This window comes from Leifsonia sp. L25, assembly GCF_050632895.1.
The window spans coordinates 2,118,617-2,139,567 of the sequence record NZ_JBODRZ010000003.1 but is presented as its reverse complement, the minus strand read 5'-3'; the positions used below and the strand labels follow the sequence as shown (position 1 = coordinate 2,139,567).

Annotated in this window: 19 protein-coding genes; 10 read left to right on the top strand and 9 right to left on the bottom strand. The window is 67.6% G+C overall.

What is annotated here, in order from left to right:
• Window positions 1-44 precede the first annotated feature (44 nt).
• The 7 genes from ACRAWC_RS14705 (at window position 45) to ACRAWC_RS14675 (ending at window position 6,625) form a co-directional block, all read left to right on the top strand.
• Window positions 45-1,307, top strand: coding sequence for a sugar ABC transporter substrate-binding protein (locus tag ACRAWC_RS14705; RefSeq protein WP_431348392.1), 1,263 nt, complete (start codon window positions 45-47; stop codon window positions 1,305-1,307).
• A complete protein-coding gene (locus ACRAWC_RS14700; RefSeq protein ID WP_431348391.1) occupies window positions 1,307-2,245 on the top strand; it encodes a carbohydrate ABC transporter permease in 939 nt (312 codons plus the stop codon). The genes ACRAWC_RS14705 and ACRAWC_RS14700 overlap by 1 nt, the downstream gene beginning before the upstream one ends.
• Window positions 2,242-2,970 carry an ABC transporter permease subunit gene (locus ACRAWC_RS14695; protein ID WP_431348390.1) on the top strand — a complete coding sequence of 243 codons (729 nt, stop codon included), beginning with the start codon at window positions 2,242-2,244 and terminating at the stop codon, window positions 2,968-2,970. Before ACRAWC_RS14700 ends, ACRAWC_RS14695 begins: the two co-directional genes overlap by 4 nt.
• A 94-nt stretch (window positions 2,971-3,064) precedes the next feature.
• Entirely contained in the window at window positions 3,065-4,306 is a 1,242-nt protein-coding gene (locus ACRAWC_RS14690; RefSeq protein WP_431348389.1) for a Tm-1-like ATP-binding domain-containing protein, read from the top strand.
• The gene (locus ACRAWC_RS14685; RefSeq protein WP_431348388.1) at window positions 4,303-5,181 is read left to right on the top strand and encodes a phosphoenolpyruvate hydrolase family protein; all 879 of its coding nucleotides are present in this window, start codon (window positions 4,303-4,305) and stop codon (window positions 5,179-5,181) included. Before ACRAWC_RS14690 ends, ACRAWC_RS14685 begins: the two co-directional genes overlap by 4 nt.
• A gap of 11 nt (window positions 5,182-5,192) precedes the next feature.
• Window positions 5,193-5,486, top strand: coding sequence for an EthD family reductase (locus ACRAWC_RS14680; protein ID WP_431348387.1), 294 nt, complete (start codon window positions 5,193-5,195; stop codon window positions 5,484-5,486).
• A complete protein-coding gene (locus ACRAWC_RS14675) occupies window positions 5,483-6,625 on the top strand; it encodes a Gfo/Idh/MocA family protein (protein ID WP_431348386.1) in 1,143 nt (380 codons plus the stop codon). Before ACRAWC_RS14680 ends, ACRAWC_RS14675 begins: the two co-directional genes overlap by 4 nt.
• Here ACRAWC_RS14675 and ACRAWC_RS14670 read toward each other — a convergent pair.
• From ACRAWC_RS14670 to ACRAWC_RS14635, 8 genes are all read right to left on the bottom strand, one after another.
• Window positions 6,607-6,960, bottom strand: a complete 354-nt coding sequence (locus tag ACRAWC_RS14670; protein ID WP_431349452.1) for a GH36 C-terminal domain-containing protein — start codon at window positions 6,958-6,960, stop codon at window positions 6,607-6,609. The genes ACRAWC_RS14675 and ACRAWC_RS14670 overlap by 19 nt on opposite strands.
• Window positions 6,933-8,666: an alpha-galactosidase gene (locus tag ACRAWC_RS14665; RefSeq protein ID WP_431348385.1), complete on the bottom strand. Its 1,734-nt coding sequence runs from the start codon at window positions 8,664-8,666 to the stop codon at window positions 6,933-6,935. The genes ACRAWC_RS14670 and ACRAWC_RS14665 overlap by 28 nt, the downstream gene beginning before the upstream one ends.
• Before the next feature lie 37 nt (window positions 8,667-8,703).
• On the bottom strand, window positions 8,704-9,792 hold the full coding sequence (locus ACRAWC_RS14660; protein WP_431348384.1) for a LacI family DNA-binding transcriptional regulator: 1,089 nt from the start codon (window positions 9,790-9,792) through the stop codon (window positions 8,704-8,706).
• A 28-nt stretch (window positions 9,793-9,820) separates the two neighbouring features.
• The gene (locus tag ACRAWC_RS14655) at window positions 9,821-10,522 is read right to left on the bottom strand and encodes a DUF624 domain-containing protein (RefSeq protein ID WP_431348383.1); all 702 of its coding nucleotides are present in this window, start codon (window positions 10,520-10,522) and stop codon (window positions 9,821-9,823) included.
• Window positions 10,519-12,684 carry a hypothetical protein gene (locus ACRAWC_RS14650; protein ID WP_431348382.1) on the bottom strand — a complete coding sequence of 722 codons (2,166 nt, stop codon included), beginning with the start codon at window positions 12,682-12,684 and terminating at the stop codon, window positions 10,519-10,521. The genes ACRAWC_RS14655 and ACRAWC_RS14650 overlap by 4 nt, the downstream gene beginning before the upstream one ends.
• A 70-nt stretch (window positions 12,685-12,754) precedes the next feature.
• On the bottom strand, window positions 12,755-13,576 hold the full coding sequence (locus ACRAWC_RS14645; RefSeq protein WP_431348381.1) for a carbohydrate ABC transporter permease: 822 nt from the start codon (window positions 13,574-13,576) through the stop codon (window positions 12,755-12,757).
• A 29-nt stretch (window positions 13,577-13,605) separates the two neighbouring features.
• Window positions 13,606-14,613, bottom strand: a complete 1,008-nt coding sequence (locus tag ACRAWC_RS14640) for a carbohydrate ABC transporter permease (protein ID WP_431348380.1) — start codon at window positions 14,611-14,613, stop codon at window positions 13,606-13,608.
• On the bottom strand, window positions 14,614-15,939 hold the full coding sequence (locus ACRAWC_RS14635; protein WP_431348379.1) for an ABC transporter substrate-binding protein: 1,326 nt from the start codon (window positions 15,937-15,939) through the stop codon (window positions 14,614-14,616).
• A gap of 188 nt (window positions 15,940-16,127) precedes the next feature.
• On the opposite strand from ACRAWC_RS14635, the gene ACRAWC_RS14630 reads away from it, so the two are divergent.
• Both ACRAWC_RS14630 and ACRAWC_RS14625 read left to right on the top strand, forming a co-directional pair.
• Entirely contained in the window at window positions 16,128-18,170 is a 2,043-nt protein-coding gene (locus tag ACRAWC_RS14630) for a glycogen debranching N-terminal domain-containing protein (RefSeq protein ID WP_431348378.1), read from the top strand.
• Between the two features lie 134 nt (window positions 18,171-18,304).
• Window positions 18,305-18,931: an extracellular solute-binding protein gene (locus ACRAWC_RS14625; protein ID WP_431348377.1), complete on the top strand. Its 627-nt coding sequence runs from the start codon at window positions 18,305-18,307 to the stop codon at window positions 18,929-18,931.
• Window positions 18,932-19,004: 73 nt separating this feature from the next.
• Here the strand turns inward: ACRAWC_RS14625 and ACRAWC_RS14620 are convergent, their stop codons facing one another.
• Window positions 19,005-19,394, bottom strand: coding sequence for a MarR family winged helix-turn-helix transcriptional regulator (locus tag ACRAWC_RS14620; protein WP_431348376.1), 390 nt, complete (start codon window positions 19,392-19,394; stop codon window positions 19,005-19,007).
• A gap of 89 nt (window positions 19,395-19,483) precedes the next feature.
• On the opposite strand from ACRAWC_RS14620, the gene ACRAWC_RS14615 reads away from it, so the two are divergent.
• Window positions 19,484-20,950, top strand: a complete 1,467-nt coding sequence (locus ACRAWC_RS14615; protein ID WP_431348375.1) for an MFS transporter — start codon at window positions 19,484-19,486, stop codon at window positions 20,948-20,950.
• Window position 20,951 lies beyond the last annotated feature (1 nt).

The following is a 20,951-nucleotide window of genomic DNA, read 5'->3' as shown; positions in this document are numbered from 1 at the left end:
GCACCCACCCGCACCCCCACCCCTCGAAGGAGCAATGACGCCCCATGAACACAAGGAAGACCCGGCTCCGCATTGCAGCGGTCGCGACAGCCGTCCTGTTCGCGATCTCCGGCTGCAGCATTTCGTCCAATGCCGGGGGCTCCGGCTCGGGCACGGCCACCCTCACCTTCTGGGAGTACTACTCGGGGACCCAGCTGACCTGGCTCAAAGACCAGGTCGCCACCTTCGAGAAGGACAACCCGAACGTCAAGGTCGATCTCGTACAGGTCGTCGGCAGCCAGCAGGATCAGAAGCTGCTCGCCTCGGTCGCGACCGGCACGACGCCCGACCTCTTCATCAACAACATCGTGGTCGACAACCCTACGCTGGTCTCCGGCGGCGTGATGAAGGACCTCACGCCGTACTGGAACAAGTACGCCGACAAGGGTCAGTACCCCTCGGGCGCAGTCTGGAAGACCGACGGCAAGGTCTACAACCTCATGTCCTACACGAACCTCCTCGGCATGTTCTACAACAAGGACATCCTCGACGCGTCCGGCATCACGAAGCCGCCGACGACGCTCGATGAGCTGCAGGCCGACCTCGCCACGATCAAGGCGGGAGGCAAGTACCAGGGCCTCGCCGAGTCGGGCGCACCGACGGTGGAGGGCGCATGGCTGTTCGCTCCGCAACTGCTCGGCGTCGGCGTGAACTACTGCAACTTCGAGGGGTCGAAGGTCGACGACGCATTCTCGCGGGTGGCCGGCTGGGCGAAGAACGGTTACCTCCCGCTCGCGACGGCGACCTGGGACCAGAACGCCGCCTGGCAACAGTTCATGACCGGCAAGTACGCCTTCGGGCTCAACGGCAACTGGCAGCTCGGCAACGTCAAGCAGGCGCCCTTCAAGTACGGCACCACGCAGTTCCCCGCACCCGCCGGGGGCAAGAGCCAGGTGTATCCGGGCGGTGAAGGCTTCGCGATCGGCTCCAAGTCGAAGAATCCCGACCTCGCCTGGAAGTTCCTCGAGCAGATGGTGCTCTCGAAGCAGGGCAATCAGAGCGTCTACGAGGAGGCGGGCTCGATCCCGGTGCGTGCCGATGTCGCGGACATCCCGGCCATCAAGAACGACACCTTCGTGCAGCCGTTCGTGACCGCCGCGCACGACACCGCCTCCTGGCCCAACAACAAGAACACCGCCGACATGCAGACCGCTCTCGGCAAGGCGGCCAGCGCAGTGATCTCGGGCCAGATGACCGCCGAGCAGGGCGCTCAATCGGCGAAGGACGCGATCGCCGCCAGCATCAAGAAGGGCGGCGGCGGCTGCTGATGTCCGTTCTCGAACGCGAGCAGACCCGGGAGGGGCGGCGGGATATCGCCGACCGCCGCCCCTCCCGGCGCCGGCGCCTCGCCAACGTCCCGCTGGTCTATCTGCTGCCGGCTGTCGTCGTCCTGCTGGCCTTCGCCGCGTACCCGCTGCTGGTGCTGCTGCGGATGGCCTTCAGCGACGTCGGGCCCAGCAACATCGTCGGTGTGTGGCACTGGGTCGGTCTCGACAACTTCGTCACCGTGCTCGGGTCCTCCGAGATCTGGGCCTCCACCCTGCGCACGATCATCGTCGCGGTCGTGCTGCTGGCCTCCAACCTGGTTCTCGGGTTCCTCGCCGCGTCGATCCTCTCGACCCGAGGGCGGGTGACCAACATCGTCCTGGGGATCATGGTGTTCGTCTGGGCGCTTCCGCCGATCGTCTCGGGCAGTGTCTGGAAGTTCCTCCTGGACGACTCGGGGGCGCTCAACGCCATCCTCGGGATGGTCGGGCTACCGCACGTCAACTGGCTCAGCTCGCCGTCGCTGGCGATCTGGGTGGTCGCCGGCGTGGTCGCCTGGTCGTCGCTGCCGTTCTCCGCGCTCATCCTGCGCGGCGGCCTGCTCGCCATCCCGCAGGACGTCATCGAGGCGGCGGCGATCGACGGCGCGGGCTACTGGCGCACGCGGTTCCGGATCGTGCTGCCACTGTTGCGGCCCACCATGTGGATCCTCGCGATCCTGACCGTGCTGTACGCGTTCAAGAGCTTCGACTTCTTCTACGTGCTCACCCAGGGCGGCCCGGGCACCGCGACGAACACGCTGCCGGTGCAGTCGTACTACACCGCGTTCTCGAACTTCGACATGAGCACCGGCGCGACGATCGCGGTCATCTCGATGCTCATCGTCGCGATCTTCGCCGTGCCGTACGTGCGAAGCATCCGCAGGGAGGACGTCGAATGATCGGCAAGCCCACCAGCGCGCTCTTCCAGGTGCTCAAGGTCGTGCTCGGCCTCGCTTACCTGCTCCCGCTGATCTGGATCGTCCTCACGTCGCTCAAGACGAACTCCCAGGTGCTGCAGGACCCCAACGCGGTTCTCTTCACGCCCACGCTGTCGACCTACGCCCAGGTGATCGGATCCGGCCTCGGCGCCATCGTGACCTCCCTCCAGATCGGAGTGATCGTCACGCTCGCCGTCCTCGTCGTGGCGGTGCCGGCCGCGTTCGCGCTGGCCCGGCGCATCACGCCGCTCTGGGCCCGGGTCATCGCAGTCGTGCTCGCAGCGCTCCTGGTGCTGCAGATGGTGCCGCAGCCCATGACGGTCATCCCGCTCTACAGCGTGCTGGCGAGCTGGGGGATCCTCGGAACGCTGCCCGGCCTGATCCTCGCGGACATCGCCCTGTTCCTGCCGTTCGCCATCATGCTGCTGCGGCCGTTCGTGCTCTCGATCCCGACCGCGCTCTACGAGGCCGCCGAGATCGACGGAGCGAGCACCTGGCAGGCGTTCCGGTCGATCACGGTGCCGATGCTCTCCAACGGCATCTTCACGGTCATGAGCGTCATCTTCATCTCGGCGTGGGGGAGTTCGTGTACGCGATCAACTTCCTGCCGGAGGGAACGGTCCTCCCGGTCAGCGGCCTCCTGGCCCAGCAGAATACGACCTATGCCGCCAACTGGAACAGCCTGATGGCCCTCGCCGTGCTCACGTCGCTGCCGCTGCTGATCGTCTTCCTGTTCACGCAGCGCCGGCTGATCAACGGGCTGTCGCTCGGAGCGGTGAAGTGACCGCCCGCATCGTCCTCGCCGGGGCGCTCGACACGAAGGCCGAGGAGTACCGCTTCGTGCGCGACCGGATCGAGGCCGCGGGCGTCCCCACCCTCCTCGTCGACACCGGCGTACTGGGTCCTCCCGGCCTCCCCGCCGATGTCTCCCGTGCCGAGGTCGCGGCGGCGGCGGGAGCCGATCTCGCCGGGCTCGTCCGCCGCGGCGACCGCGGCGACCGCGGCGACGCCATGATCGCCATGGCGGACGGCGCCGCCCAGATCGTCCGCGACCTGCACGCGGCAGGCGAGGTCGCGGGCGTGGTGGTGCTCGGCGGCTCCAACGCCGGCTTCGTCATGGCGCGGGTCGCTGCGCGGCTGCCGATCGGCGTGCCCAAGCTGCTCGTCTCCACGATCGTCGCGGGCGACACCCGGCCGTACGTCGGGACGAGCGACCTGATGATGCTGTACCCGGTGGTCGACATCGCCGGTCTCAACGCGATCAGCATCCCTGTTCTGGCGCGTGCGGCCGACGCCGTCGTCGGCATGGTGCGCGCGGCGCCCCCGACCCCTTCCGAGAAGGCCGGCCCCACCATCGCGTGCACGATGTTCGGCGTGACGACCACCTGCGTCACGGGCGTGCACGACACGCTCGTCGCGCAGGGCGCCGAGGTGCACACCTTCCACGCCAACGGCACCGGCGGCCGGACACTGGAGGCGATGGTGGCCTCCGGGCTCATCGACGTCGTCGCCGACCTGACCACCACCGAGCTCGCCGACGAGCTGTGCGGCGGGGTGTGCTCTGCCGGCCCGGACCGACTGACCGCCGCCGCGACGGCCGGGGTGCCCCAAGTCGTCAGCCTCGGCGCGCTCGACATGGTCAACTTCGGGGCGCCGGAGACGGTGCCGGCGCGTTACCGCGGCCGACTCCTGCACGCGCACAACCCCGCGGTCACACTGATGCGGACCGACGCCGCCGAATGCGCGGCGCTCGGACGCATCATCGCCGAACGGCTCAACGCCTCGACCGGCCCGGTGGAGGTGCTGGCGCCGGCCCGTGGGTTCTCGCAGATCTCGGTCGAGGGCGGCCCGTTCCACGACCCGGTGGCCGACGCGGCCCTCCTTCGGTCGCTGAGCGATAACCTCGACCCCCGCATTCCGCTGCGGGTCATCGAAGCGGCCATCAACGACCCGGCCTTCTCGGCCGAGGTCATCGACGCACTGGGCCGCGTGCTCGGTCGGACGAAAGGGAACAACGAATGAGCAGTCGGGCAGAGCCGAGCACCCGGGAAGAGATCGTCGAGCGGTTGCGCGCGAAGGTCGCGGCCGGGCGGCCGATCATCGGCGGCGGCGCGGGAACCGGCCTGTCGGCCAAATGCTCGGAGGAAGCCGGCCTCGACTTCATCGTGGTCTACAACTCCGGCCGCTACCGCATGGCCGGTCGGAGCTCCATGGCGGGGCTCATGCCGTATGGAGACGCCAACCAGATCGTTCTCGACATGGGCGCGGAGATCCTCCCCGTCGTCGACCGCATCCCCGTCGTCGCGGGCGTCTGCGGCACCGACCCGTTCCGCCTGATGCCGAAGTTCCTTCGCCAGATCAAAGACGCCGGATTCTCAGGGGTGCAGAACTACCCGACGATCTGCCTCTTCGACGGGATCATCCGGGCCAACCTGGAGGAGACGGGTCTGGGCTTCGACAAGGAGGCGGACATGATCGCCGAGGCCCACGCGCTCGATCTCTTCACGGCGAGTTACGTCGCGAACCCGGATGAGGCGGTCGCGATGGCGCAGGCAGGCGCCGACGTCATCGTCCCGCACATGGGCTTGACGACCTCCGGCATGATCGGCGCGCAGACCGCGCTCAGCCTCGAGGAATCCAAGCGCAAGGTCGCCGAGCTCATGCAGGCCGCGCGCGAGGTGAACCCCGACGTTCTGATCGTCTGCCACGGCGGCCCGATCTTCGGACCCGACGAGGCGGCGGAGGTCATCCACGACGTCCCGGGCGTGGACGGTTTCCTGGGCGCCTCCAGCATGGAACGGATGCCGACGGAGGTCGCCATGGTCGAGCACATGAGCCGCTACACCCGCATCGAGCTGCCCTCTTCGGTGCCGGCACGCGTCGCACAGGAGGCCTGAGCGTGTATCGCATGACGATCCTGTATCGCCGGCCCACCGATCCAGAGGCCTTCCGACGCTACTACGAGGAATCGCACATCCCCATCGCCCGGCGGATGTCGGGGCTCACAGGATGGAACCTGTCCTGGATCGACGACGACGGCCCCTACGTGCTCGTGGCCGAGCTGTATGCCGAGTCGAAGCAGTCGCTCGACGCGGTGCTGTCGTCACCGGAGGGTCAGGCGGCAAACGCCGACCTCGCCAACTTCGTCACCGGCGGCGTGGAGTTCCTTACCGGTCCGGAGGTGCAGGTGGCTCTCGCATGACCGGCTTGACCATCGCCGTCGTCGGCCTGGGGTTCGGCCAGGATTTCGTGCCGATCTATCTCTGCCACCCCGCCGTCGACCGCGTCGTCCTCGTGGAGCCCGACGAGAACCGCCGCCGGGAGGTCGGCCGCCGCTTCGCGCTCGACGACGGCTACGCCGAGCTCGCGGACGCTCTCGCCGATCCGTCGGTCGATGCCGTGCACATCCTCGCGCCGGTCTTCCTGCACGCCGACATGGTCGTCGCCGCCCTCGACGCCGGCAAGCACGTGGCGTGCGCGGTGCCGATGGCGACGACACTGGAGGATCTCGACCGGATCATCGCGGCGCAGCAGCGCAGCGGCCGGGTCTACATGATGATGGAGACCACGGTCTTCGGGCGCGAGTACCTGGCCGTGGACGAGATGGCGCGCGAGGGCGCGTTCGGCGACCTGACGCTGTACAAGGGCTTCCATCTTCAGGAGCTCGAGGGCTTCCCCACCTACTGGCAGGGCTACCCGCCGATGCACTACGTGACGCACGCGCTGTCGCCGATCCTGGCGCTGCTCGACACGACCGTCGCGTCGGTGAGCGCACGCGGCGCCGGGCGGCTGGCCCAGAAGAACGCCGGCGGCGGATTCGACAACCGCTTCCCGACAGAGGTCGGGCTGTTCGCCCTCCGTGACAGCGATGTGCTCGCCGAGATCACGATGTCGTTCTTCCAGACCGCCCGAAGCTACATCGAGGGCTTCTCCCTGTACGGCGAGCGGCGTGGCGTGGAGTGGCCGATCGACAACGGCGGCGACCTCACCGTGTACGACATGTTCCCTCCCGCAGCGGGCACGCGCGGCAACCGGGTGGAGACGTCGTCGCTGGCCCCGCGCGATTTCCCCGAGCGGCTCCCCGTCGAGCTCGCCCCGTTCGTCCGCGCGACCGACGTCGTGCTGCCCGGGATGCCGGAACCGGTTCGGGTGGGGGCGCACCACGGCGGGTCGCATCCGTTCCTGGTGCACGAGTTCGTGAGCAGCATCGTGGAGGGCCGGGTCGCCCTGGTCGACGCTCTTCGCGCTGCCGCCTGGACCGCGCCCGGAATCTGCGCTCACGAGTCCGCGATGCGCGACGGCGCCTGGATCGAGGTGCCCGACTACCGCGATCGAGGCTGAGGGCGCCTCGGGGACGTCTGGATCCTGTCGATGAGGACGAACCGGGAGGTGAGCCGTCCAGCGCTCTCCGGAACGACGATGCCCGCAGCAGACAGTTCGGCCCCGGTCGAAATCGTCGCTGCAGCGCCGAACGGATCGGAAACCCGATACGAGCGTTCCGCCTCGAGGGCACGTGGCCGGATCCGGGCGACCTCATCGTCGGCCCCTGGGAGGCTGAAGACCGCGACGAGGTGGCGCGATCCGTCGCGCGAGCTGAGCTGAAAAGCCGGACGACGCTCGCCTCGGCCGTGGCGGAGAGGCTGCCCGCTCAGGCGACGGAGGATGCCCTCCCGCACCAGTGCGGCCACGGTCGCCGTGTACACGCCGACGTGTTCGGCGAGCACGTCGGCGAGATCCGGACGCAGCTCCGGAAGGCGCAGAGAGACTCCGAAACGGTGCAACATCGCGGCTCGGAGGGTCGCCGCGAACTCATCGGCGGAGAGCTCACCGAAATCGAGTTGCGCAGGCGCGTACTCGCCGCGCCATTGCGACCACGACCAGTGCAGCATCGTGGCCGGGGGAGCATCATGCTCGCTCCCCACAACACGTGGAGGGCGTGCTCCGTGTAGTCGGGGTCGGAGAGGTGGATGCAGTGGACGTGCCGGGCCATCCCGAGGTCGAGCCGCAGACCGCCTGAAGCACAGGACTCGAGCACGACTTCAGGATGCCGTCGGCGGAACTCGTCGAGGACGCTGTAGAGGCCGAGATAGTGCCGGAAGAGACCGTCTCCGCTGCCGTGGCCGTGGTCGGTGCGGGTGCAGCCCGCATCGGGATCGATGTTGAAGTCGAGTTTGATCCATTCGGCGCCCAGCACCTCCACTACCCGGTCGAGGCTCTCGGCGACGAACCTGCGACCCGACTCCGAGCCGCAGCACACGTAACCGAGGAAGGTCGGATCGTCGGCGTCCAACGCCTGGGACTCCGCCCGGTAGGAACGGTCGGGTCGGCGCCCGTCGACCGCACGGGCGATGATCTCCGGGCGCTCCCGCCGCACCAGCGAATCAACGCCGACTGCTTCGGCTTCAATCCAGATGCCAGGCCGCGCGCCGGTCGCGCGGATTCTGCCGCCGAGGGCCCCGAGTCCCGAGGGGAAGCGCACCGTGTTCACCTGGTCCCAGTCGCCGCGGACCTTCGTCCAGGTCGAACCCCCGTCGGCCGGACCGAACCATCCCGCGTCGACCGTGACCTGCCGGATCCCGGCTCGCACTGCGTGGCCGGCGTTCTCGGCGATCACGCCCTCGTCCACTCCGACGTCCTCATACGGCCACCAGTGGTTCCACTCGACATCCAGCCGCTCGGAGGCCTCGGAACGGGGCGTGAATCCGTCGCCGAGCGCTGACGTCAACCCGATCGCCGCCTCATCGCGATCGGGCCCGAACGCCACCAGGACCGACGGAGCCCGGACCGACTCCCCGGGGGCAAGCGTCGTCTCGAACAGCCAGTCGGAGATCCCGGCGGACACGACGCCGCCGTCCGTCACATCGATGTGCCAGTTTCCACTCCAGACGGGTGCCACCACGAAACCCACTCCCGGCCGTTCGAATCCGACCCAGGGCACGAAGCCGTGGGAGCTCCGGCCCGCGCGGGACTCGAAGAACAGGTCGCCATCCGCGTAGGCGGTCTCCGGGCGGAACTCGTCGCCCCACGCCGAACGGAACGCGAGTGTCGCCCAGTCGTCACCGGCGAGCCCGGCTGCGAACGGGTCGAGCCGAGACAGTGCGACGTCGCGGTCGCCGGCATTGACGAGTTCCAGCGAGAACTCCCACACATCGTGTGCACCGAGGCGCAATGCGCTCCAGCATGCCGACAGCGCGGTCTGCTCGACGGTGCCGCGCACGGTCACGGAGCCGTCCGCGCGCCGGTCGACGGACGCTCCCGTGATCGCTGCTCTGCGATGCCGATCCACCTCGAGACCGAACAGAGCGGACGCCCGGAACACCGGCACCGTGCCGACAGTCGCAGCCAACGGTGTCGGCCCGTCATCGTCGGCGATGGTCAGCACCGCGCCGGTGGAACGATCCGGCGCCTGAGGAGTGTCGTTACTCAGGATTCTTCCGATCGATCCGGGGCGGCTCGGTCTCTGCGACGCGAATGGGGGTGATGAGGACCTCGGACGAGCGCTCGATCAGCTTGGGTGTGATGAGGTGATGCCGGGGAGCGTCGTCGCCGCCGCCGCTCAGCAGGGCCAAGATCGCTTCCGCCACCTTGTCGAGCTGCTGATCGACGCTCGAGAACCCCATGGCCTCCGACACCGGCGTGTTGTCGAATCCGACGACGGGCAGCGAGCCTTGAAGCTGCACGATGGCGCCGAGCGCAAGGCTGTCGCTGGCTGCGACGACCGCCTGGAGGTCGGGAACCCGTGCAAGCAGCCGCGAAGCGGCCACGCGCGCGTCAGCTACCGCGTCGGCCGTCCGCTCCTGCAATGAGTTCAGGTGCTCGCCGTGTCCGGCCTCTGTCATCGCGCTTTCCCAGCCGCCGGCGCGCTCGTCGCCCGTGCCGGAGCCCTGCGGCCAGCCGAGGAAGCCGATGCGCGTCAGCCCGCGGGCGAGCAGCGACTCGGTCGCGGCGCGCACGCCGGCGCGGCCGTCGACATCGACCCATGGATAGCGTGGATCCTCGAGATCGTCGATGCCCCAGGGGCGCCCGAACATAGCGAACTGCAGTTCGTGCTTCATGAGCCACTCGATTCGCGGGTCGTCGTGAAAGGTCGACGTCAGGACGAAGGCGTCGACGTCCGAGCCGTCGGCGAGTCGCGAGAAGTGGTCGATCTCGTCCTGCGGAGACGTCGCCGTGAAGAGGAGCGCCCGCAGGTCGAGGGCGGCTGCCTGCTCCGTCAGCGCGTGCAGGAACCGGTCGAGGATCGCGCCCGAGATCCCGTCGCGCGCCGGGTCGAGGCGTACGCCGATCGTCGAACTCTTACGCGTGCGCAACCGCCGCGCGGAGGCGTGCGGGCGATACCGGAGTTCCTCGATCGCCTGGCGGACGCGCTCCTGTGTCTCGGAGCGCACGATCCCCGGCGTGTTCAAGACATTGGAGACGGTCTGGCGCGACACACCGGCCATGCGGGCCACATCGACGACCGTCGGGAGGCGATTCGGCCTGTCGCTCCGTTCGTCTGCGGTCTTCACGGGCGTACCTCCATCCACGAAGCAATTATCACGAAGCGGCGCCCGACAGACTGCGAGCACGCTCGGGCCCCGCCGAGCGGGTCCGGATGGGGTCCCGGCCCGAGGGCGTGCGCGTGAACGAGACCCGTCGACGTTCGAAGCGTCCGTTGAGCCCGGCGATCGCGAGGATGTACGCACCGAGCGCGACGTAGAGGAAGAGCCCCGTGAGGAAGACCAGGCCGACGACGAGCGCCGCCACGGCCACGACGACGAGCACGATCGAGCGAAGGTCGCTGAGCCCGGCGAGGATCAGCCGCGGTAGCTGCTTCAGGCGGAGGCCGAAGTCCACGAACGTGGGCGACACCAGTGCCAGTGTGGACATGACGAGCACGGTGATCACGAGCCAGAGCAGCTTGACGAAGAACGCCCACCCGTGCTGTCCCTCCATTTGGTTGAAGTAGACGATGTTGCTGACGCCGATGGCGAGCGCGAAGAGACCGGTGTACCCGACCTGGAGGCTCTTCCAGAAGACCGCGCGATAGATCTTCACGAAGCGAGCCGTCGCGAAGTAGTCCGCGTCCGGCTTCATGAGTTCGCGCGAGACGAGGATGCTGGCGTACAGACTCGGGAACAGGCCCACGACCACCAGGCCGGCTACTGCGCCGACAACGAAGAGGAACTGGATGTACACGAAATACCAGATCCATTTCAGGATCCCCATGACGCGCTCGAAGGCGGCTGCCCTGTTCATCGGGCGGCCATCACCATCGGGTGAGCTGTCGAGATCGTCCAGCCGTCCGTGGCGCCGCTGACGCTGACCGAGTAGGAATCGTCGCCCTCGCGGCGTACCTCGATGTCGAAGCTGTCGTCTCCGATCAGAACGTTCCTCGCGCTCAGCGAGTCCCAGTCGCTCGGGAGGCAGGGGTCGATCCGCAGTCGCTTCGCGCCCGCATCCGGACGGAGACCGATGAACCCGGTGATCACCGGGGCGATCATGGCGTAGGCGGTCCACGCCTGCACGAAGCAACCGTAGTCGGGGGACATTTCGCTGATCGAACCCGGAAGGTACCGGTTGAAGGTCGCCATCACCCGGCGGACCACATCCAGAGCCTCATCGGCGCGGCCATAGGCCAGATTGCTGTTGATGTGGACAGCCGACGAGATCGTCATGATCCGATCATCGCCGCTTCCCGAGAGGTAGGCACCCCATTCGCCGACGAACTCGGGCGAATCGAGGCGGGAAAGAGCGACGCCGGCTTGCTCGTCGCTGGCAAGGCCCATCTCGATCGGGGTCAGGATCACCCAGTTCTTGAAACTGAAAACGGCGCTGTCCCCGTCGCCGGCCGTCTGGTCGGCGACGAAGCCGCGCTTCGCCTCGGTGTATCGCGCGACCAAGTCGCGGCGGTCGTCACGGTGCGCGGACTCGATCAGCTCGTCGAACACGTCGAGGAGTTGCCGGCGGTCGCTCCTGATGTCGGCGAAGAGGCCGTCGTCGTCCTGCCACATGGTCGTACGGATCTCGGTCGCCATCGCGTCGGCGCGTTCGGAGTACTCCGCCTCGGCCGCCGAGTCGCCCAGAAGCGCGGCGATCCTCCCCGCGTCGGCGAGCGCGACCTGGGTGTACACCGCGGTGTCGATGAGTTCGCCGGTAAGTCCGCGCACCTCCATGATCCCGTTGCCCACCGGAAAGAGGCTCCCGGCCGGCATGCAGTCGTCGAGGAGATACCGGAGGGCCGCCTGGACGGCCGGCCAGTAGGAGGCGAGCCAGTCTCGATCCCCTGTCCAGCTATACGTCTCGGAGACGGCGTGGACGAAGAGCGCCGTCTCCTGAGTGTTGCCCCGGTTGCCGACCTCCCCGTACGAGTTCTCCTCATGGATGATCCGGCCGTTGCCGTTGGCCCGCCGCGACCCTTCGTCGATGATGGCGATCGTCTGCTCGGCGAGGTCGTGGAACCCGGCCGGGAGGCATCCCTTCAGGGCGTAGACCGAGTCCACGGAGAACCACCAGACGTATTCCGGGATCCCGGCTGCCAGCCCGGTTCCGACGGGCTCCGAGGAGATGGTGAGCCATTCGATGTGGCACTTCGACCAGGCATACTGCTTTTCGAGCTCTTTGTCCGGCACCTCGATGTCGGACCGCGCGAGGATAGCGGCGTAGTGGTCGCGCTTCTCGGCGAACAGCTCCTGCGGGTCGGCCAGCCGGTTCATGCGGTCGAGCGTCTCGGCAGCCGCTGTGAGCGATCCGGTGATTTTGAGTGCGAAGGTCCTCGTTTCGCCCGGTGCGACCGCGAGCGGCACCTGCCAGACCCCGGACGCCCCAGGACCGAAGACCTCGTCGCCCGCGATCGGCTGATCGGGCAGGGAGAGCTCACCGTCGACTCCGTCAATCCGGCATCGTACGAACCATTCCTGCTCGCGGTCCCGTCCGACGAAGTCGCCGGCGTCGGCCCAGGCGTCGTCTGGGGCGTCGACGATCTCGCCGCTTTCGGACCAGACCGGACGCAGGTCGGATCGGACGGCCAGTACCCCGTCCAGCTCGAGCGGCTCCGCCGTCCGGTTCGTGACGGAGAATTCGACGATCAGTCCCGGAAAAGACTGGGCTGAGTACTCGCGCCGCTCGACCGTGTACGTCTCGCGCTCGAAGGTCATCGCGTTGTAGAAGACGTGATTGCTGAAGCGGACGGCGTCGGTCAGCCAATCGATGCCGCCACCGTCGGTCTGGACACCGAGCCAGAAGCCGTCCAGCAGTTTGACCGGATGCATCCACACGCCGCCCATCTCGTTGGGGACGTGGTGGCCGAACGGCGGGAAACCTCCGTTCTGCGATCCGATCAACTGGATGTGGCGCCCGGGAGTGAGGTAGTTCTCTCGCCCGGGATTCGGGCGGTGCTCGGACATCGTCTGAAGGTTCATTGCACACTTTCTGTGTGGAGAAGGACCGGACGGAGGGAGGCCGACTGCGGCCCGCACCGACCGGCGCAGGTCACTTGATTCCCGAGGAGATCGAGATGCCTTCGATGAAGTACTTCTGGCCGAAGAAGAAGAGTACGAGGCTCGGCAGAAGCGAGATGGTGGAGGCCGCCATCAGGTAGTTCCACTGGGGCACCTCGGTGATCCCCGCGCCGCCCTTGAAGAAGTTGATGCCGAGCGACAGCGTGTACATCGAACTGTCGTTCAGGTAGATCAAGGGGGTCATGAAGTCGTTCCACGCCCCGTTGAACTGGAAGATGGCCACCGTGGTGAGAACGGGCAGTGTGAGCGGCAGCACAATGCGGATGAGCACCCCGAACGGCCCGAGTCCATCCAGCCGAGCGGCCTCTTCGAAGTCCCGCGGGATGGTGCGGAAGAACTGTCTCAGCAGGAAGATGAAGAACGCGTTGCCGAAGAAGGCCGGCACGATCAGCGGGAAGTACGTGTTCACCCAGCCGATGTCCTTGAACAGGATGAACTGAGGGATCATCGTCACGGCGCCGGGCAGCATCATCGTGGCAAGCAGCACCATGAAGAGGATGTTGTTCTCTCTCACCCGGAAGCGGGCGAAGCCGTAAGCAACGAGTGTGTTCGAGACCAAAGCGCCGACGATGGTGAAGGCGGTGATGACGACCGTGTTGAGTGCCCAGCGTCCGAACGGCAGCGACGTGAACGCACGCCAGTAGTTGTCCCACTGCGGTGACTTCGGGAACCACGGCGACCCCACCGCGATGATCTCACTGTTGGTCTTGAGGGAGGTCAGCACCATCCATCCCAGGGGGAACAGCATGGCGATCGCCCCGGCGCCCAGCACCGCATAGGTGATCGTGTGCAAGATCCTGTTCGAGGTTGTTCTGTTCACGGTCAGTCGTCCTCGCTATACGTTCCGAGCGGTGTCGTCCGGAAGATCAAGAGCGTGATGACGAGGATGATCACGAACAGGATCCAGGCAAGTGCGGAGGCGTACCCCATCTTGAACGCCTCGAACCCGTTCTTGTAGATGTAGTAGGCGTAGAAGAGCATCGAGTTGTGCGGGCCGGCGCCGCTGGTCCCATCGGCCATCACGTAGGCCTGGTCGAACGTCTGCAAGGCCCCGATGACACCCATGACGAGGTTGAACGTGATCACCGGCGCAAGCGCCGGCACCGTGACGTGACGGAACTGCTGCCACCTGTTGGCGCCGTCGAGCTGAGCCGCCTCGTAGAGCTGTCCGTCGACGCCGCTCAGCCCCGCGAGCCAGATGACCACCGTGCCGCCCACCGCCCAGACGCTCATCAGCAGCAGCGAAGGCATCACCCATTTGGCGTCGTAGATCCATCCCGGTCCTTTGATGCCGATGAGTGCGAGCAGCCGGTTCATCAAGCCGCCGTCGGGGTTCAGGATGTACATCCACAGGATGGTGACCGGGATGCCCGAGACGATGACCGGCAGGTAATAGATCGTGCGGAACACCTGCGAGCCGCGCGGCAGCCGGTGGAGCAGTATCGCGATCACAAGGGAGACGACGAGAGTGAGCGGGATCGAGGTCACAGCGAAGTAGAAGGTCACTCCGAGCGACTGCCAGACGAGCGGGTCGCCGGTGAACGCCTTCGCGTAGTTGGCGAAGCCGACCCAGGTGGGCGCGGTGAGGAGGTCCCATTTCATGAAGCTGAGGACGAGCGACATGATCATCGGGATCAGCGTGAACGCCAGCAAGCCGACGATCCACGGCGAGATGAAGATGTAGAACCACTTCCGCTGGAGGCGGTGGGACCGTCTCCGGGAGGAGGGCGTGCGCCCGACGGGGGTGCGGGGCTGCTGGAGGGCGGGGGCGGGCGCCGACGCGATGTCGACGCCCACCTCCGTCACGGTCATCAGAGGCGTGTCCGGCATTTACTGACCCGAGTACGAGTCCAGGTCGGACTGGGCCTTCTGCGCGGCCGCCTTCAACTCCTTCGCGACGTCCACGGACCCGTTGCCCGTTTGGATGTCCGACAGCACGGAGACCAGGTCGTTCGCGGCGCCCGACGCAGAGAACGACGGGCTGAGCAGCTCGGGGAACGGCTTGACCTTGCTGAAGCTCTTCACGAACTCCGCCGTGGCCGGGCTGGTGTCGAGCTTGTACTTCGTCAGCGCAGGCTTGTAGGGGACGAGCTGCCCGGTGGAGGCCAGGGAGTCCTGACCCTTGGTCGCCCAGAATCGCAGGTAGTCCCAGGCGGCCTGCACGTTCTTCGACTTGGAGTTGATGGCGTAGCCCGAGTAGTCCATCGTCGTGAACTGGCCGGCCGGGCCTGCCGGGACGGGGAGCACCTCGAAGTTCATGCCCGCGTTGACGTAGTCGGTGCCGCCCCAGTCTCCGGACAGCTCCATCGCCGCAGGGCCGACCTTCTTGCCGTCGGCGGCGAGGAAGAAGTCGTTGCCGTTGCTGGCGCCGACTGCCTGCGTCCCCGGTGACACCTTGTCCACGTTCATCAGCTTGTTGTACTCGGACCAGCCGGCGATTGTCGCAGCGCTGTCGGCGTGGCCGGTGATCTTCTTGCCGTTGCTGCTGATGACATCGCCGCCGTAGGCGTAGACGAACGGCAGATAGGTTCGGAGGTCGTTGCCGTTGAAGCGGATACCCCACTGGGACACGTTCCCGCTCGCGTCCTTCTTCGTCAGCGCGACGGCGTCCTTCTCGAGGTCGTCCCAGGTCCAGCTCGCGGTGGGGAGGGTGAGACCAGCCGCCGCGAACGCGTCCTTGTTCACGTAGACGGCCATCGAGGTGCCGCTGCCGATCGTGTAGTAGTGGCCGCCGATCTTGCCGATGTTCATGAGAGCGGGGTCGTAGTCCGACATCGTCAGGCCGTCGCTCTTGTTGCCGATGTACGGGGTGAGATCCGCCAGGACGCCCTTCGACTTGAACATGGAGATGTCGCCGTCGCCGATCTGCATGATGTCGGGTGCGTCGCCGGCAGCGAGCTCCGTCAGGATCTTCGTGCCGTAGTTCGTCGGCGTCGACTCCATTTTGACGGTCACGTTCGGATGCGACTTCATGTATTCGCTTGCGAGCTGTTCGTCCTGTTTCAAGCCGCCGCCGCCATCCCAGACGCCGACGCGGACGGTGACCTTCTGGTTGGCGGAATCGGTACTCGGCGACGAACTGCAGGCGGCGAGTGTCGCCGCTACGCCGACCACGGCGACGATTCCGATGAACCTTGCGCGAGTCCTCGGTTGCATTCAAACTCCTTTGTCGTGTGCTGGCGCCGATTTGAGCGTTCAAACCAGCGCGTCCGGCAACAGTACGAAGAGCGAAGTGACGTTGTCAAGCACGAATCGGATTCCCATCGTCGCGCCGATGAGCTATGTTGACTGAACTGTCTTGAACGATCAAACCGTCGCCCGGCGGTGAACTCCCTGGAGAGCGCATGTCCGACCGTCAACCCTTCTTGAACGACCAGGTGATCGTGCTGCGCTCGCCGACCCAGGTGTGGAGCGACCGGACGGGCGATGCCGGCGGCGCAGGCATCGCCGGCGTGTACCACGGCGACGTCCGCGTATTCGACGAGCTCACCCTCGTCTCCGACGGCGTCCGTCCCGAATGGATCTCAATGGCGGCCGGGGGTGCATCCGCCGTGACGTTCACCGGCGTGCTGCGACACCTCGACGGCGATGGCGCCGACCCGCGTGTGCGTATCGAGCGGGTGCGTGAGGTGACCTCCGACTCGTTGGACGAGCGGATCGAAATCCGCTCGGCGCGCGATGTCGACGTGCGCACGCGCATCACCGTCGGGTTGCGCCCCAGCTTCGCCCCGATGGACCAGATCAAGCAGGGATCGAAAGCGGTGCGCCCGCGAGACGTGCAGGTCGCCGATGGCGGTGTGCGACTGTCCGCCGGTTCGGCGACCGCTGTCGTGGTCACGGACGGCGCGATCGCTGAGGCGTCGGCCGAGCGCATCGTCCTGGAGTGGGATGTGCTGCTCGCGCCACGCGCGACTGTCTCGCTGGCCTGGAGGGTCGGCTTCGCCGACACCTCGCTCGTGGTGGACGGCGCACCGGGGACCGCGAGCTGGTCCGGCTTCGAGATCGAGTCGGACGACAGCAGGCTCTCCCGTTGGGTGACCGCTGCACTGTCCGACCTCGACGCGCTGCGCATGCGGTCGGTCCTCAGCCCGGGAGACGAGTTCCTCGCCGCGGGCGCACCCTGGTTCTTCACCCTCTTCGGCCGTGACTCGCTCTGGAGTGCGCGATTCCTCCTGCCGCTCTCCACCGAGCTCGCGCTGTCCACATTGCGCGTTCTCGCCGCGGTCCAGGGGACCACGACCGACCCCGAGACGGCTGAGCAGCCGGGCAAGATCATGCACGAGGTGCGCGCTGCCGAGATCCGGGGATCGGACTTCACGTTGCCGCCCCTGTACTACGGGACCATCGACGCCACCCCGCTCTGGATCTGCCTCCTTCACGACGCCTGGCGGTGGGGTGCGGCCGAGGAGGACATCCGCCCGCTGCTGCCCGCCCTGCAACGCGCCCTCGACTGGATGCGTCACCACGGCGACAGCGACGGCGACGGCTTCCTCGAGTACATCGACTCCTCGGGTCACGGCCTGGCGAACCAGGGGTGGAAGGACTCCGGCGACTCCATCCAGTGGCGCGACGGCACCCTCGCCGAAGGCCCGATCGCGCTCTGCGAGGTTCAGGCGTACGCGTATGAGGCTGCAATGCACGGCGCGGACCTCCTCGACCATTTCGGGCTTCCGGATGCCGCGGAGTGGCGCGAGTGGGCGCGCCGGCTGAAAGAGCGCTTCGCGGAGAGCTTCTGGGTGGACGACCCTCAGGGTGGCCGCTATCCGGCGGTCGCCCTCGACGGCAGCAAGCGGCGCGTGGATACCCTCACCAGCAACCTCGGTCATCTGCTCGGCACAGGTATCCTCGACCCCGACGAGGAACGGGAGGTCGCCCAACGGCTGACCTCGCCTCGCCTGGACTCCGGCTTCGGGCTGCGGACCATGGGGTCCGACGCGGCGGGGTTCTGGCCGCTGAGCTACCACGTCGGCTCAGTGTGGGCCCACGACACGGCGATCGCGATCGCCGGGTTGTCGAGGGCGGGTCTCGTCGACCACGCGGCCGGTCTCGTCGAGGGACTCCTGCGTGCGGCGGAGCACTTCGACTTCCGGATGCCTGAGCTCCATTCCGGCGACTCCGCGTCCGAGACCCGCGCCCCTGCGCCGTATCCCGCGTCATGCCGTCCTCAGGCCTGGTCGGCAGCGGCGGCCGTCGCCGTCCTCGGCGCCCAGCTCCAGCTTCGTCCGACCGGCGACGGGCTCACCGCGCGCACAGCCGCCGGTCTCGGCGCCGTGCGAGTGAAGGGCGTCCGGGTCGGCGGGACATCCTTCTCGGTTGGCGCGCGCGACGGCCGAACGGAGATCTCAGCGCTGGCGGATCCGCTCGATCGCGAGGCCGCCACCCGGTAGACCGCGTTTGCCCGCAACGCGTGATGGGCGCCGCAACGGTGCCACCGTGGACAGCATCGAGGCACGAGGCCACGGCGCCCCGCGGCAATACAGCGCGGCGCCGACGGGGCCGACGCCGCTCGCTCCACCGCCCCGTGGGCAGCGGTCACAAGGCACAGCAGCTATACAAGGCGGGCGCCGGCCTCGACGTCGGCACCGACAACAACAACGCTGTGACGGCGTTCGCCGCCGGCAAGACCGCCATGATGTTCAACTCGTCCGCCGTCGCCGCCTCGGTCGCGAACAGCACCACGTTCCCGTACGTCGCACTCCCGTCCCCGCTGTCGGCTCCGGCCTCGAAGGCGGGCACCGTGGTCGGCGGCTCGGCGATGTGGCTGAGCAACCAGGCCACCCCGGCGCAGCAGGTCGCCGGCTGGAAGCTCATCTCCTTCCTCGCTTCCCCGGCGTCACAGGCGAAGTTCAGTGAGGCGACCGGCTATGTGCCCGCGAACACCGCGCTGGAGAACTCGTCGGCGCGGAAGGCCTACTTGGCCTCCCACCCGGTCGCTCAGGTCGCGATCGACGAGGTCAAGGACGTCAGCGACGTGCCGGCCAGCCACGGCTGCTTCACGGGAGCGTTCAGCGCCATCCGCGCCGCGATGATCCCGCAGATGCAGGCCGCGTTCTCGGGTTCGAAGACCATGAAGCAGGCGCTCACCGATGCGACGACGGCAGCGAACCAGGCGATCTCCGACTACAAGGCGCAGCTCGCGGGGGATTGAGGCCGGATGTGCAGAGGAGGGGCGGAGTCCGGATGGGCTCCGCCCCTCGGTGTTTCCCTCGGCCGCCGGGGTTCTAGACGACGGACGGGGCCGCCGAGAAGGCCTTCTCGAGCAGTCCGTCGTACTCGCGCTTCGCGTCGTCGTGCACGCGTGCGCCGTCGGCGGTGATGCCGACGAACAGCGCGCGTCGGTCGTAGCCGCAGGTGTTGCGCTCCACGAGGCCGGCCTTGACGAGGCGGTCGACGATTCGGGACAGGGCGCTCTGGGTCATCGGCGTGAGGTCCACGAGATTGCGCATCGTGCACGAGTCGTTCGCGTAGCCGGCGACGAGGTCGAGCACCTCGTATTCGCTGAGGCCGAGCTGGTGGCTCTGCTGGAGGGTGCGCTCCAGCTCCGCGGCAGTGTTGAGATAGAGGCCCTGCAGTTCGCGCCAGCGGGCCGAGACGTCGACCGGTTCGTTCACGGCTGCAATGATACGCTCGCTTCCTTGCGAACTACATGAATGTGCATACTTTGCTGACACAATCTATTCCGTGTCATAGACTTTCACGCGTGCTGAACTCCGACACCGCCTCCCGCCCCGCCGTCCGGCCTGGGCAGCCCTCGGGGGCCGCCCCCGTCGTCCGCTGGAGTCGCGCCCGCTGGCTGCTGCTCTTCGCCACCTGCATCGTGATCGCCCTCGACGGCCTCGACGTCTCGATGGTGGGCGTCGCGCTCCCGTCGATCGGCAAGGAGCTCGGCCTCCAGCCGGGCGCGCTGCAGTGGATCGTGTCGGGCTACGTGCTCGGCTACGGCAGCCTCCTGCTGCTCGGCGGCCGCCTGGCCGACCTTCTGGGCCGCCGCACGGTGCTCCTCGTCGCGCTGAGCGTGTTCACCGTCGCCTCGCTCGCCGGAGGCCTCTCGATGGACGCGGGCCTCCTCATCGCCAGCCGCTTCGTCAAGGGCGTCGCGGCGGCCTTCACCGCCCCCGCGGCCTTCTCCCTGATCACGACCAACTTCGAGGAGGGCCCCGAGCGCAACAAGGCCATCTCGATCTTCACGACGTTCGCCGCGAGCGGCTTCTCGCTCGGCCTGATCATGAGCGGCCTGATGACGTCGCTGAGCTGGCGTTGGACGTTCCTCTTCTCGGTCCCGCTCGCCGTGCTCGCGCTGGTGCTCGGCTTCCTCTTCGTACCGAAGGACGCCCGCGAGCGCGGCGCCGGTCACGATGTGGTCGGAGCGATCCTGCTGGCCGCCGGGATGCTGCTCCTCGTCTACACGGTGGTCTCCGCTCCCGGCGTCGGCTGGGGGTCGCTCCTGACCGTGCTCGGTTTCGTCGTCGCCGCGGCGCTCCTCGCCGCTTTCGTGATCCTGGAGTCGCGGGTGCGGCATCCGCTCATCCGGTTCGGGATCTTCCGGGTCGCGTCGGTGCTGCGGGCGAACCTCACCGCGATCACACTGTTCGGCTCGTACGTGTCGTTCCAGTTCGTCCTCACGCTCTACCTGCAGGACGTCCTCGGCTGGACGCCGCTCGGCATGGCGCTCGCGCTGCTGCCGACCGGGCTGGTGGTCGTCGCGAGTGCGCCGTTCACGGATCGCCTGATCGACCGCTTCGGGCCGACCGTGCTGATCATCGTCGGGCTCGGGTCGCTCTCGGCCGGCTACCTGCTGTTCCTCCGGCTCGGCACCGCGCCGGTCTACTGGCTGGACGTGCTGCCGCCGGTCGTCCTGCTCGGCGTCGGCTTCGGGATCGGCTTCCCCTCGATCCAGGTGCAGGCCACGACCGGGGTGCACGACGACGAGCAGGGTCTGGCGGCCGGGCTCGTGCAGACCAGCGCCCAGGTCGGTGGCGCTCTCGCGCTTGCCGTCACGAGCGCGCTGATCGCGGGCGGGGCGACCCCGGGAGGCGGGGCGCACGGCGCAGGCGCCCTCGCGGAGCAACTCGCCCACTACCGACCCGGCCTCTGCCTGAGCGCCGGCCTGGCACTCGCCGGCCTCCTCATCGCAGCCCTACCCCGCCGCCGCCCCGCGAAGGCCTAAC